At 68.0% G+C, this 13,200-nt stretch carries 13 protein-coding genes and 1 pseudogene; 7 read left to right on the forward strand and 7 right to left on the reverse strand.

The window, feature by feature from the left end:
- Together PVT71_RS13045 and PVT71_RS13050 are read right to left on the reverse strand one after the other, a co-directional pair.
- Positions 1-852: pseudogene (locus PVT71_RS13045) on the reverse strand (tyrosine-protein phosphatase).
- A gap of 407 nt (positions 853-1,259) precedes the next feature.
- Complete coding sequence (locus PVT71_RS13050) at positions 1,260-1,916, reverse strand: invasion associated locus B family protein (protein WP_353472220.1); 657 nt, start codon at positions 1,914-1,916, stop codon at positions 1,260-1,262.
- A gap of 407 nt (positions 1,917-2,323) precedes the next feature.
- Here PVT71_RS13050 and PVT71_RS13055 point away from each other — a divergent pair, with 407 nt between their 5' ends.
- Both PVT71_RS13055 and PVT71_RS13060 read left to right on the forward strand, forming a co-directional pair.
- Positions 2,324-3,901: a helicase HerA-like domain-containing protein gene (locus tag PVT71_RS13055; protein ID WP_353472221.1), complete on the forward strand. Its 1,578-nt coding sequence runs from the start codon at positions 2,324-2,326 to the stop codon at positions 3,899-3,901.
- 11 nt (positions 3,902-3,912) lie between these two features.
- Positions 3,913-4,350 (forward strand): potassium channel family protein, encoded by a 438-nt coding sequence (locus PVT71_RS13060; RefSeq protein WP_353472222.1) that lies wholly within the window; start codon positions 3,913-3,915, stop codon positions 4,348-4,350.
- Between the two features lie 96 nt (positions 4,351-4,446).
- Here PVT71_RS13060 and PVT71_RS13065 read toward each other — a convergent pair whose 3' ends face one another.
- On the reverse strand, positions 4,447-4,563 hold the full coding sequence (locus tag PVT71_RS13065) for an entericidin EcnA/B family protein (RefSeq protein WP_353472223.1): 117 nt from the start codon (positions 4,561-4,563) through the stop codon (positions 4,447-4,449).
- A gap of 43 nt (positions 4,564-4,606) precedes the next feature.
- Complete coding sequence (locus PVT71_RS13070; protein ID WP_353473881.1) at positions 4,607-6,400, reverse strand: extracellular solute-binding protein; 1,794 nt, start codon at positions 6,398-6,400, stop codon at positions 4,607-4,609.
- A 582-nt stretch (positions 6,401-6,982) separates the two neighbouring features.
- Between PVT71_RS13070 and PVT71_RS13075 the strand changes: the two genes are divergently transcribed.
- Positions 6,983-7,756, forward strand: coding sequence for a 3-hydroxybutyrate dehydrogenase (locus tag PVT71_RS13075; protein WP_353472224.1), 774 nt, complete (start codon positions 6,983-6,985; stop codon positions 7,754-7,756).
- A 68-nt stretch (positions 7,757-7,824) separates the two neighbouring features.
- Here the strand turns inward: PVT71_RS13075 and PVT71_RS13080 are convergent, their stop codons facing one another.
- From PVT71_RS13080 to PVT71_RS13090, 3 genes are all read right to left on the reverse strand, one after another.
- Positions 7,825-8,520 carry a DUF502 domain-containing protein gene (locus PVT71_RS13080; protein WP_353472225.1) on the reverse strand — a complete coding sequence of 232 codons (696 nt, stop codon included), beginning with the start codon at positions 8,518-8,520 and terminating at the stop codon, positions 7,825-7,827.
- A gap of 92 nt (positions 8,521-8,612) precedes the next feature.
- The gene (locus PVT71_RS13085) at positions 8,613-9,530 is read right to left on the reverse strand and encodes a pseudouridine-5'-phosphate glycosidase (RefSeq protein WP_353472226.1); all 918 of its coding nucleotides are present in this window, start codon (positions 9,528-9,530) and stop codon (positions 8,613-8,615) included.
- Positions 9,527-10,420, reverse strand: a complete 894-nt coding sequence (locus PVT71_RS13090) for a PfkB family carbohydrate kinase (RefSeq protein WP_353472227.1) — start codon at positions 10,418-10,420, stop codon at positions 9,527-9,529. Before PVT71_RS13090 ends, PVT71_RS13085 begins: the two co-directional genes overlap by 4 nt.
- Positions 10,421-10,535: 115 nt before the next feature.
- Between PVT71_RS13090 and PVT71_RS13095 the strand changes: the two genes are divergently transcribed.
- The 4 genes from PVT71_RS13095 (at position 10,536) to aroQ (ending at position 13,199) form a co-directional block, all read left to right on the forward strand.
- The gene (locus tag PVT71_RS13095) at positions 10,536-11,546 is read left to right on the forward strand and encodes an NADP-dependent oxidoreductase (protein WP_353472228.1); all 1,011 of its coding nucleotides are present in this window, start codon (positions 10,536-10,538) and stop codon (positions 11,544-11,546) included.
- 223 nt (positions 11,547-11,769) lie between these two features.
- Positions 11,770-12,096 (forward strand): hypothetical protein, encoded by a 327-nt coding sequence (locus PVT71_RS13100; protein WP_353472229.1) that lies wholly within the window; start codon positions 11,770-11,772, stop codon positions 12,094-12,096.
- Complete coding sequence (locus tag PVT71_RS13105) at positions 12,093-12,695, forward strand: VTT domain-containing protein (protein WP_353472230.1); 603 nt, start codon at positions 12,093-12,095, stop codon at positions 12,693-12,695. The genes PVT71_RS13100 and PVT71_RS13105 overlap by 4 nt, the downstream gene beginning before the upstream one ends.
- A 66-nt stretch (positions 12,696-12,761) precedes the next feature.
- Positions 12,762-13,199, forward strand: coding sequence for a type II 3-dehydroquinate dehydratase (gene aroQ / locus PVT71_RS13110; protein WP_353472231.1), 438 nt, complete (start codon positions 12,762-12,764; stop codon positions 13,197-13,199).
- Position 13,200: the final 1 nt, after the last annotated feature.

Genomic DNA, 13,200 nt, shown 5'->3' on the forward strand with positions numbered 1-13,200 from the left:
TCAGGGCGCCGCGAGATAGAGCGCCCGGATCGCGTCCTGCTGCGCGGCGTCGATCCCGAGCCCCTCGGCGAAATAGGCCTCGATGGATCCGTAGCGGCGGGTCATCTCGTCGAAGGCCGCGTCGAGGTAGGATGTCTTCACCCCGAGGATCGCCAGCGGGATCTCCTCGTTGCCGCCAGCCGCGACAAAGGCGTCGATGATCCCCTGGTAGGCGGGGATGATGTAGTCGTTGCTGCGCAGGTAATCCGCGTAGACCGTCTCCTACGGCACGCCGAGAAGCGTCAGGAAGGCCGCGGCAGCCCAGCCCGTGCGGTCCTTACCGGTGGTGCAGTGGAAGACCGCCGGCAGGTGCTCCGCGTCGCCGACGGCGAGGAAGAAATTGCGGAACTCCGCGAGGGCGCTGGGAAGCGTCACGAACTCCCGGTACGAGGCCTCGAACATGGCCTCCACCTTGCCGCCGCCAAGCTCGGCATTCGCGACCTTCGGATCCTGCAGCAGTTTCTCGAGCTGCGCGGGCCCGGCCTGCGGCGAGTCGGCAAGGACGTCGAGCCAGACGTAGGTGGTGCCGGAGGGCAGCTCGTCGGGCCGGGCGCTGCGTTCGTCCCAGGTGCGCAGGTCGAGGCTTTCCCTCAGCCCCAGCCGCGACAGCCGGTCCATGTCGCCCCGGCTGATGCCACTGAGCTGGTTGGAGCGGAAGAGCAGGCCCGTGGCAACCACATCTCCCGCCGCGGTCCGGTAGCCGCCGAGATCGCGCAGGTTGGGAACCGAGGCAATGCCGAGGCTCTGCCCTGGTGCCTCGTCCGCGGCCGCACAAGGCGCGCCGGATCCGCCCGCCAGCGCGGCGAGGACCATCAGGGCGGCGAGGGCCGAGCGGATGCCCGAAGGTCGGAAGATCACTGCGGAGCCCTCCCTATGGAAACGCCGTCACGCCGGATCGCGGCCCGGCCGGAGGTTTTGAATATCTCTTTTGAACAAATACCTTACCGAACCACCTTCTTGCGGAAGGCGCGGGACGAAGAGCGTGCGGACCGGGGCAAGTCCGGGCCGGCGGCGTCTTGCGGAACCCTGCCTGCGCCACGCCGAGCGCGCATTGACAGGCGTCAATTCCGCCCACGCGAGCGTCGCCTGATGCAGGCCGCACGAAGCCAGAGTCTGCGCCGCGAAAGCGAAAGGCCGGAACCCCCGCGGGTCCCGGCCTTCATGTTCGAACTCCCGGACCCGGCCCGCCAGAGAGGCGGCCCGCGGTCCCCGGGACGCGCTTACTGGCGCAGCGCGCTGGTGCCTTCGTAGCCCGCGGTGAAGCCCGAGAGCGACATGTCGAGCGTCACCTTCTGGTCCGGTGCAAGCGCCGGAACGATGGTGACGGTCGCACCCTTGCCGGCCTTGAAGCGGTTCACGTCTTCCTCGGTGAAGCCGACACGGGCGTAGCAGCCGACCGGCGTGCAGAAGGAGTAGTCGTAGCGCTTGGCCTGGCCGCCGTCGACGGCGATGGTCAGCTTCTGGGTCAGCAGCGTCTCGAGCGGAACCACGAAGGTGCCGCCGGCCGCGACCTGGCCGCCGTTGGCGACGCGGAACAGGCTGACCTCGGCGACGTTGTTGCCCTGGTCGTCCTGCAGCAGCTGGTACATCTGGCAGGGGTCCTCGGCATCGCTGCCCTCGGGCGCCTTCAGGCACTGCAGCTCCCAATCGCCATGCGTGGCCTTCACGTAGGTCTCGGGCTGCTTCTGGCCGGGCGCGGCGGGCGCCTCGCTGTTCGCGTCCTCGCCAAGCGAAAGACCGCCTGCTGCGACCGTGCCTTCGGTCTGCTCCTGGGTGGTCGCGTCGCTCGACTGGGCGGCGTCCTGCGCATGGGCCGGCATGGCCGCAAGTGCCACCGCGAACGGCAGCAGGCGCAGGATGTGGAGAGGTCTGGTCATGGTTCCCCCTGAACGTTCATTCTTGCCTCGGTGCCCGCTTATCATGCGCGCGGCGCGGTGTCAGGCCGGAAATGGGAGCCCCCGCAGGAACGGCAAAAAAGCGCGAAAGCTGTTCAAAGAAAAGAGAAAAGGGACCGTGAGGTCCCCTTTCCCTTGCTCCCTGTCGGACCGGCCGACTTTGTCATTGCCGAGACGCTACGAAACTCTTTCCCAACGGTCAACAGGCTTTGCAAGGCCGGGGCTTCACAATTGTGCAAAAGGCCGCGCCCGCAACACGGGCGCGGCAAGTCGGACAGGGAGGAAGTATGCCCAAGGCAGGAGAGGACATGTTGCCCGGGGCAATTTTCATACTGGCGGCAAAGAGTTAAGATAGTATGCTCGGGACCGGACGGCAGCGGAGGCAGGCCATGACGGATGATGTTTTTGTAGGCGGTGGCGGCGAAGCCCATTCGGAAAAACAGTATCTTGGCCTGAAGTACGGCAACCGCCACGGGCTCATCGCGGGGGCCACGGGCACCGGCAAGACGGTGACGCTGCAGATCCTCGCCGAGGGGTTCTCGGCCGCCGGGGTGCCGGTCTTCCTGTCGGACGTGAAGGGCGATCTGTCGGGGCTAGCGCGTCCCGGATCGGAAAGCTCGGACCTGCACGGCCCCTTCACCGAGCGCTGCGCGACGATCGGTTTCGACGATTTCGCCTACCAGGGCTACCCGGCGGTGTTCTGGGATCTCTTCGGCGCCAAGGGCCACCCGGTGCGCACCACCGTCGCCGAGATGGGGCCGCTGCTGCTGGCGCGGCTGCTCGAGCTCACCGAGGCGCAGGAGGGCATCCTCAACATCGCCTTCCGGCTGTCGGACGAGCAGGGCCTGCCGCTGCTCGACCTGAAGGACCTGCAGGCGCTGCTGGTTTGGGTCGGGCAGAACGCCAACAAGGACCTCAGCCTGCGTTACGGCAACATCTCGACCGCCTCGGTGGGCGCCATCCAACGACGGCTGCTGGTGCTCGAGACCCAGGGCGGCGCGCGCTTCTTCGGCGAGCCGGCGCTGGCGCTTGCCGATCTCATGACCTGCGCCCCGGACGGGCGCGGCCATGTGAACATCCTTGCCGCCGACGCGCTGATGGGCGCGCCGCGGCTCTACGCCACCTTCCTGCTCTGGCTGCTGTCCGAGCTCTTCGAGGAACTGCCCGAGGTGGGCGATCCCGACAAGCCGAAGCTGGTGTTCTTCTTCGACGAGGCGCACCTCCTGTTCGACGACGCGCCCAAGGCGCTGGTGGACAAGGTCGAGCAGGTGGCGCGGCTGATCCGCTCGAAGGGCGTCGGCGTCTATTTCGTCACCCAGAACCCCGACGACATCCCCGAGGACATCCTCGGCCAGCTCGGCAACCGGGTGCAGCACGCGCTGCGGGCCTTCACCGCGCGCGACCGCAAGGCGCTGAAACAGGCGGCCGAGACCTACCGCGAGAACCCCGCCTTCGACACCGAGACGGCGATCCGCGAGGTTGGCACGGGCGAGGCGGTGACCTCCTTCCTGCAGAAGAAGGGCGTGCCCGGCATGGTGCAGCGCACGCTGGTGCGGCCGCCCTGTTCGCAGCTGGGGCCGATCACCGATGCCGAGCGGACCGAGCTGATGGATGCCTCGCCGCTGAAGGGCAAGTACGACACGCCGATCGACCGCGAGTCGGCCCACGAGATGCTGCAGGCGCGGGCGGAGGCGGCGGCCCACGCCGCCGAGGCGGCGGAGACGGCCGAACCGAAGAAAGACGTGCAGGCCGCGCTCGACGAGGAGATCCGCGACTACAACCGCGCGCGCCGCTACGATCCGACGCCGCGCGCCGAGCCGCGCAAGACCGGCGCGACCCGCAGCCGCTCGACCGCGCCGGACAGCCTTGGCGAGGCGCTGGGGCAGGCGGTGCTGAAGGAGCTGTCGGGCACCACCGGCAAGCGCCTCGTGCGCGGCATTCTCGGCAGCCTGTTCAAGGCGCGCTAGGGCGCCCGCGCATGGACATGTGGGTGCAAATCCTGCTGGGCACCGGGCTGCTCTTCCTCTGCGCCGCGGTGCAGATCTGGATCGTCGCGCGCAGCGGGCCACGGCTGCTCGGTGCGATCACGCGGATCGAGGGCCACGGCGGGCCGCTGCGGCTCTTCGGGCTGATCTGCACGGCCTTCGGCGCGATGGTGCTGGCGCACACGCTGCAAATCTGGCTCTGGGCCGCGAGCTTCCGCCAGCTCGGCGCGTTCGAGACGCTGCCCGAGGCCTTCTATTTCGCCGTGGTGAGCTACACGACGCTCGGCTACGGCGACATCACGCTGGGCGAGGGGCTGCGCATCTTCGGCGCCTTTGCCGCGATCACCGGGCTGCTGACCTTCGGGGTGAGCACGGCCTTCCTGCTGGCGGTGCTGACGCGGCTGCGCCCGGTGCTCGGGAACGAACCCTGAGCACGGCGACGGAGGCCCGGGGCATTGCGCCCGGACCCCCGGTATCATTCAGCCGGAAGGCGCCCGCCGCGACGGGCTACCCCTCCGCAACCGCGCTCAGAACCAGCTGTCGACGGTGCGCGACGCCCGCGAGACGTCCTGTCCGAAGCCATCGACGGTGCCGCAGGCGGCGAGGGGGGCGGCCAGGAGGGCCAGAAGGAGGATGCGTGTCATGCTGTCTGCTCGTGTTTTCTTGTCGTGTCGGTCTTGAAGGTCGTCAGTTCTTTTCTTCCCACCACCAGGCATTCGGCTGCCAGTCGATCCAGTCGCCGTAGACCGGCGTGGGCTCGGCGTAAGTTAGCTGCTTGGCGTGGGCAATCCAGCTCTGATTCCACTCGTAGGTCGGGATCACGTATCTTCCGGCGGTCAGCACCCGGTCAAGCGCACGGGTCGCGGCGAGAAAATCCTCGCGGCTGGTCGCGGTCAGCAGGTCCTCGATCAGCGCGTCGACCGCCGGGCTCTTGACCCCCATGAGGTTGCGCGAGCCCTCCTGGTCGGCGGCCTCGCTGCCCCAGTAGAGCCGCTGCTCGTTGCCCGGCGACAGCGAGATGCCGCGGCGGAACCAGGTCATGTCGAAATCGAACGAGGCGCTGCGGGCGTTGAACTGCGCGGAGTCGACCGTGTCGACGCGCACCTTGATGCCGAGCCGCTCCAGCGCCTGCACGTAGATGTCGATCATCGAGCCCGCCTCGGTCTCGCCCTGCGGCAGCACGATGTCGAACTGGAATGGCTGGCCCTGCGGGGTCATCATCACCCCGTCCTGCACCGTGTATCCGGCCTCCTGCATCAGCTCCATCGCCTTGCCAAGCCCGGCGCGGTTGCGCGCCGAGCCGTCGCCCTTGGGCATCTGGTAGCCCTCGAGCGTGCCCGGCAGCAGGCTGTCCGCGAAGGGGGTGAGCAGTTCCTTCACCCGGCCCGAGGCCGGCCCCGGCTGCATGGCGAGCTCGGAGTTCGAGAAATACGAGGTGATGCGCGGCTGGCGGCCGCCGGTCAGAGTCTCGTTGATGTATTCGAAGTTGAACAGCTGGATCATCGCCTCGCGCACGCGCCAGTCGTCGAAGCCGGGGCGGCGGGTGTTCATCACGAAGCCTGTCATCCCCGAGGGGCGGCCGTGCGGGATCACCGATTTCACCACGTCGCCGTTCTGCACCGCGGGGAAGTTGTACTGCGTCTCCCACTTTTCGGAGTTGAGCTCGCGGTTCGAGTTCAGCAGCCCGGCCTTGAAGGCCTCGAACATGGCGGTGCCGTCGCCGAAGAACTCCATGCGCACCTCGTCGAGGTTGGCCTGGCCCTTCATGAAGGGCACGTCCTTGCCCCAGTAGTCGGGGTTGCGCTTCAGCGAGACGTAGCGGCCGGCCTCGAACTGATCGACGACGTAGGGCGCGGTGGTGATCGGCACCACGTCGAGCCCGGAGGCGGCGAAATCCTTGCCCTCCCACTGCGCCTTCTTGAGGATCGGGCGCATGCCGACGATCAGCGCCAGCTCGCGGTCCTCGACGTTGAAGGTGAAGCGCAGGCTGTGCTCGCCGGTCTGCTCGATCTTCTCGATGCGGCTGTAGGTGCCCTGGTAGCGCGGGTGGCCCTCGGTGCCGAGGATGTTGAAGCTCCAGATCACGTCCTCGACCGTCACCGGCGTGCCGTCCGAGAACTTCGCCTCGGGGCGCAGGGTGAATTCCACCCAGCTGCGGTCCGGCGGCGTCTCGACCGTCTCGCAGATCAGGCAGTAGAGCGTGAAGGGCTCGTCCCAGCTGCGGCCCATCAGCGATTCATAGGCGAGGAAGCGCAGCTGCCAGGGCACGGTGCCCTTGAGGATATGCGGGTTGAGACTGTCGAAACTGCCCACTTCGCCGGTGACGATGCGGCCGCCCTTGGGTGCCTCGGGGTTCACGTAGGGCAGGTGATCGAAGGTCGCGGGCAGCGCCGGCGCACCATACATGGCAATGCCGTGCATCGGTTCTGCGCTCGCGGCGAATCCCGTGAAGAGGGCCAGCGCGGTCAGCGCGGGCTTCATCGAAGTGGTTCTGAAATATGTCGCGGTCATTGAAGAAACCGTCCTGCTCTGCCCTTGTTTTCTTGGTTTTCGAGCCTAGCGGGGCTTTTACGTCTTTTCAAACTTTTAGGTTGGACTCCGGCAGCAAAGCGCGTATAAAGACATCACTGCTCGATAGGTTTCTTGCCTGTATGAAACCTGCCTCAATGACTGAACGCCGGCCTCGTGCCGGCGTTTTTTTTTCACGCGATCTTCCGGGGCTTTCGCCGACGCCGCCATCCGGCCACGCCACAGGGCCAAGGCCCGCCGGGCGGGGCCTTCGCTGGGCCGGAGTCGCTTCGCCGGCCCGAGAGGATTTGGACGAGTCCGCCGGTGTGCGACGGTGCGCCGAGCCATACAGGGCAGGGCGCGGCTTGCCTAGGGGGGCGGCCCAACTTGTTCCCTACGAATCCGTGATGACGTTGCGAACACGGGCTTGCAGCTTCCGCCCGGATCGCAGAGCAATGACCGGGGGCGGAACCGGGAGGCGTGATCATCCCCGACCCCCGGATCCCCAGGAGGCGGCGAGCCATGTCGGTGCCGCAGAAAACGAGGAGTTTACCCATGTCTCTCAAGGGCAAGACAGCCGTCGTCACCGGCTCCAACTCGGGCATCGGGCTCGGCGTCGCGCGCGAGCTGGCGCGGGCCGGCGCGTCGCTGGTGCTCAATTCCTTCACCGACCGCGACGAGGACCACCAGCTGGCCGCCGATCTCGCGAAGGAATTCGGCGTCGACGTGCGCTACATCAAGGCCGACATGTCCAAGGGCGACGAGTGCCGCGCGCTGATCGAGAAGGCGGGCGTCTGCGACATCCTGGTGAACAACGCGGGTATCCAGCACGTCTCGCCGATCGACGAGTTCCCGGTCGAGAAATGGGACGCGATCATCGCGATCAACCTCAACTCGGCCTTCCACACCACCGCCGCGGCACTGCCGATGATGCGCAAGGCGGGCTGGGGCCGGGTGGTCAACGTCGCCTCGGCGCATGGCCTGACCGCCTCGCCCTTCAAGTCGGCCTATGTCGCCGCCAAGCACGGGATCGTCGGCATGACCAAGGTCGTCGCGCTCGAGACCGCGCGCGAGCACATCACCTGCAACGCGATCTGCCCGGGCTACGTGAAGACCCCGCTGGTCGAGGCGCAGATCCCCGACACCGCGGCCAAGTACAACATGAGCGAGGAAGAGGTGATCGAGAAGGTCATCCTCGAGCGCCAGCCGTCCAAGGAATTCGCCACCACCGAGCAGATCGGCGGCACGGCGGTGTTCCTCTGCTCGGACGCGGCGGCACAGATCACCGGTACGACCATTTCCGTCGACGGCGGCTGGACGGCGCTCTGATCCGCAGGGAAACGAAAAAGGCGAGACAGCCGCGCTGTCTCGCCTGATTTCTTCAAAAGCGCCGGGGCTCAGCCCGCGCGGCGCACCGGCTCGACCTTCGGCTTGTCGCCCGGCCGGTCGGGCGGGTAGACGAGGCCCGCCGAGATGATCAGCTTGGCCGCGTCCTCGAGCGACATCTCCAGCTCGACCACGTCCTCGGCGGGGAAGTAGAGCAGGAAGCCCGAGGTCGGGTTGGGCGTGGTCGGCACGAAGACCGACACCAGATCGCCCATCACGTCCGATTTCTCGCGGATCTCGCCCTTGGCCTGGGTCGAGATGAAGCCGATCGCCCAGATGCCCTTGCGCGGGTACTGCACGAGGCAGGCCTTCTCGAAGCTGCGCTCGGACTGGACGAAGACGGTCTCGGCGATCTGCTTGATGCCCGAGTAGATCGAGCGCACCACCGGGGTGCGGTCCACCAGCGACTCGGCGAAACGGATCAGCGAGCGGCCGATCAGCCCCTTGGCCACCCAGCCGACGACGATGGTGAAGACGAGGAAGAAGATCACGCCGACGCCGCGCAGGTTTATCCCGATGTATTCCTCGGGATTGAACCGCTGCGGCACGAGCGGCAGCACGAAGCCGTCGACCCAGCCGAACAGGGTCCAGATCAGCCAGATCGTCAACCCGACCGGGGCAATGACCACCAGCCCGGTCAGGAAGCTCGCCCGGAGGCTCGCGAAAATGCCGGGGCGGCGGGGCTTGTCGTCGAAGGGCGTGTTCATTCTGGTTCCGGAAAAAGAGGCTCTCCGGAACAACCTAGGCACTCGCGCGCCGCTTCACAATGGGCACGCGAGACTGTGATGGCGCGCCGGGATCAGCCGCGGGGCAGGGCGCTCATTTCCCTAGCGATCGCAGCACCAAGCCGGGCGTTGTTCAGCACCAGCTCGATGTTGCTGTCGAGCGAGCGGCCCTCGGTCAGCTCGAAGATGCGCTGCAGCAGGTAGGGCGTGACGTCCTTGCCGTGGATGCCGTGGGCATTCGCATCCTCCATGGCGCGCTGGATGATCGGCAGCATGGTCTCGCGCGGGATCTCGGCATGGGGCGGGATCGGGTTCGCCACGAGCTGACCGCCGGGCAGGCCGAGCGCGCCGCGCATCCGGTGCGCCTCGGCGATGGCCTTGGGCGTGTCGAGCCGCAGCGGCGCGGCGATCCCGGCCTCGCGCGACCAGAAGGCCGGCAGCTGGTCCTGACCGAAGGCGATGACCGGAACGCCAAGGGTTTCAAGAACTTCCATGGTCTTCGAGAGGTCAAGGATGGCCTTGGCACCGGCCGCGATCACGGTCACGGCGGTCTGCGCCAGCTCCTGCAGGTCGGCGGAAATGTCGAAGCTCTGCTCGGCGCCGCGGTGCACGCCGCCGATGCCGCCGGTGGCAAAGACCTCGATCCCGGCGAGCCGCGCCGCGATCATCGTCGCCGCCACGGTGGTCGCGCCGGTGCCGCCGCGCGCCATGCAGACCGCCATGTCGGCGCGCGACAGCTTCGCCGCGTGTTTGGTCTGGGCCAGCGCCTCGAGCTGGGCATCGTCGAGACCGACGCAGAGCCTGCCCTCGATCACCGCGATGGTCGCCGGGGTCGCGCCGCCGTCGCGGATCGTCTGCTCGACCGTGCGCGCCATCTCGAGGTTCTGCGGCCAGGGCATGCCATGCGTGATGATGGTCGATTCCAGCGCCACAACGGGCGCGCCCTTGGCAAGGGCGTCGGCGACGGGGGCGGACAGGTTCACGAGGGTCATGAGGTAACGTCTCCGGATACGTAGGTTGCGGCGGCGGCCAGGGCCTCGTGCAAGCCGGTGGCACGGTCGGCACCGCGCAGTTCGGCGGCGATATGCGCCGCCATGAAGGTATCGCCCGCGCCGGTCACCCGGGTGACCAGCACCTCGGGCGGGCATTCCGAGATCACCCCCTCGGCCGTGGCGTCCGCGGCGGGCTGGCCGCCGTTGGTCACCAGCGCCCGCAGCGCGCCGCGCGCGACGAGGCCGGCGGCGGCATCGCCGGCGTGCTCGAAGCTCTGCATGCAGAGCAGCCCGGCTTCCTCGAGGTTCACGTAAAGCACGCCGCGGCCCGCGCGCAGGAAGGGCGTCAGCCGCTCGGCCTTGCCCGGGCTCGCCGGGGCGATGCGCAGGTCGGCGGCGGCAAAGGCGGGCAGGCGGACGATTTCCTCGAGCAGGCCCAGCGTCAGGTTGCCGTCGAGCGCGACCGGCCCGGACCAGGGGGTTTCCGAGGTGCCGAGCGGCCCGTCGATCAGCGGCGCGAGGATGCGCGCGCCGGCCTGTTCCAGCGAATGCGCGTCGGCAATCGCCGCGATCAACCCGTTCGCGCCTTCGACCGCCATGTACATGTCGGTCGGCAAGTCCTCGGAACGATAGAGATATTCTGTGATGCAGCCGAGCCGTTCGCAGGCATCCACCAGCTCGTGCCCGTTCGGGTCCTGGCCCACGGCGCTCAGCAGGCCGGGCTTCAGCCCGAAACGGGTCAGGGTCATCGCGATGTTCATCGCGACGCCGCCGGGCAGGCGGGTGATGCGGCCGGGCACGTCGGAGCCCTGGCGCATGTGGCTGGCGGAGCGGCCGATCACGTCCCAGAGGACGGAGCCGATGCAAAGGATATCCGGGGTGCTGCTCATCCTGTTCTTGTGACCGAGGGACAGGGCCGGGGCAAGAGGATTGATGCGTGGACCGGCGGCTGCTACGCCATCGGCGAAAAAGCGCGAAATACAGGGCGATAGAGGGAGGCTGAGGATGATGAACCGCAGGTGGGTGCTCGACCATTACCCGCAGGGCGCGGCGACGGAGGACGTCTGGCGGCTCGAGGAGGCGCCGCTGCCGGACCTGCAGCCGGGGCAGATTCTTGTGAAGACCCAATGGCTTTCGCTCGATCCTTACATGCGCGGCCGGATCAGCCCGGGGGCCAACTACACCGCGGGCGTGGCACCCGGCGGCGTCATGCAGGGCGGCGGCGTCGGCGAGGTGATCGCCTCGGCGCATCCCGGCTGGACCGTCGGCGATCTTGCCGAGAGCATGGAGATGGGCTGGCAGACCCACGCCGTGCTGAGCCCCGATCTTCCCGGCGCGAAGGCCACGAACCGCGTGCCCGAGGGCGTGCCGCCGCAGGCCGCGCTGTCGTGGCTCGGGATGCCCGGGCTGACCGCCTATGTCGGCCTGACCGAGATCGGCCGTCCGCTGCCGGGCGAGACGGTGGTGGTCTCGGCCGCCTCGGGCGCGGTCGGCCAGCTTGTCGGGCAGATCGCCAAGCTGATGGGCGCGCGCGTGATCGCGATCGCAGGCTCCGAGGAAAAGCTGCAATATTGCCGTGACTTGGGCTTCGACGTTGCGATCTCGCACCGCGATCCGCAGATGGCCGAAAAGCTCGCCGAAGCCTGTCCGGAGGGTGTCGACGTGTTCTGGGACAACACCGGTGGCGTGATCCACGACACGGTCCTGGCGCAGCTTGCGACGCGCGCGCGGGTGGTGATCTGCGGCCGGATCGCCGTGGTCGACAAGGCGGCGAGCGAGGACATCGGGCTGCGCTCCAGCGCGCGGCTGATCGTGACGCGCGCGCGGGTCGAGGGCCTGGTGGTCTTCGACTGGTGGCACAAGCGCGCCGAGGCGTTCCGGCACCTGCAGAAATGGCAGGCCGAGGGACATCTGCGCTACCGGGAGGACGTGCTCGAGGGCTTCGAGAAGATGCCCGAAGCTTTCCTTCGCATGATGCGCGGCGCCAACCTCGGCAAGCAGCTGGTGCGCATCTGAGAAGGCGTAAGGTCCGCGCGGCGCGACTAGAGCGCACCGCGCGGGGCTGTGGACACGATGTTTGACGCGCGTCTTGCCTGGAAACCCGGCACGGGGCAGCGCCCATCTTCGATCATCCGCATTTCTCATAATTGGTATTATGTAGTTTAAATGGATTTCCCGGCGGGTGAAGCTGGCGCTTTATCCCTTTGACTGCGCGCCGAAACCTTCGCATTCTTGGCGCATGCGCCGCAGTCCCGCCCATTACATCCTTCTCACCGTTCTCGCTGTCGCGCTGCTGGCCGCGACTGTCGTCGGCGTGCGCACCGTGCGCCACGCGCTCTACTGGGCCGATCCCGCGCACCGCAATGTCGCGCCCGAAGGCTGGATGACGCTCGGCTATCTCGAGCGCTCGCATCATCTGCCGCGCCACAGCCTTGCGCCGGCGCTCGGGCTCGAGCCGCAGCCCGGCGAGCCGCTCAGCCTCGACGAGATCGCCGAGCTGCGCGCCGAGCCGCTGCCGCGGTTGCTGACCGAGGTCACGGAACTGATCGAGGCACAGAAACAATGACCGACGTGACCGGCAGCTTCAGCGACACCGTGCTGGCGCTGCTGCCGGAACTCGGTCTGCCGGTGCTCGGCGGCACGGTCATGCTGGCCTCGTTCGGCGTGCCGATGCTGCCGGCCTCGCTCATGGTCCTCGTCGCCGGCACGCTGGCCGCCGCCGGAGAGCTGCCGGTCCTCGCGACCATGCTGACGGCGCTCTGCGCGGCGCTGGTCGGCGACCAGCTCGGCTATCTCTTCGGGCGGGTCTTCGGCGGCAGGCTTTCGCGGCTCGAGGGTCCGACCACCGAGCGCGCGCTGGCGCTGCTGGCCGCCCGCGGCCCTATGGCGGTCTTCCTGTCGCGCTGGCTGATCGCGCCGCTCGGTCCCGCGATGAACGTCGTGGCCGGCGCCGGCGGCCTGAGCTGGCCGCGCTTCTTCATCGCCGACCTTGCCGGCGAGATCGTCTGGGCCGCAAGCTACATGGCGCTCGGCGCCAGCTTCGCGCCCTTCATTCCGCAGATCGCCGAGCTCACCAGCGACGTCACCACGCTGCTCGCGGCGCTGGCGGTCGCGCTCGCCGCCGCGCTCCTGATGAAACGACACCGCCCGCACGGCCGGCGCTGACCGGGATTTCTGGACAAGTCGTTCACGCGCGCGCTATCTGGGCGCGAACGAGCCGGAGACTTTCCCATGCATTCGCTGCTGATCCTGAACGGACCCAACCTCAACCTGCTTGGCCTGCGCCAGCCCGAGGTCTACGGTCGCACCACGCTTGCCGATGTCGAGGCCATGTGCCGCGCCCATGCCGAGAAGATCGGCGTCGCGCTCGACTTCGCCCAGAGCAACCACGAGGGCACGCTGATCGACGCGATCCACGCCTCGCGCGGCACCCGGGACGGCATCATCCTCAACGCCGGCGCCTACACCCATACCTCGGTCGCGCTGATGGACGCGATCAGTTCCGCCGAGGTGCCGACCATCGAGCTGCACCTGTCCAATGTCCATGCGCGGGAGGAGTTCCGCCACGTGAGCTACATCGCCAAGGTCGCCCTTGGCGTGATCTGCGGCTTCGGGCCGCGCGGCTACACGCTGGCGATGGACGCCCTGGTCTCGCACCTGGAGCGCTAGG

The organism is Salipiger sp. H15 (genome assembly GCF_040409955.1).
Taxonomy (GTDB): domain Bacteria; phylum Pseudomonadota; class Alphaproteobacteria; order Rhodobacterales; family Rhodobacteraceae; genus Salipiger.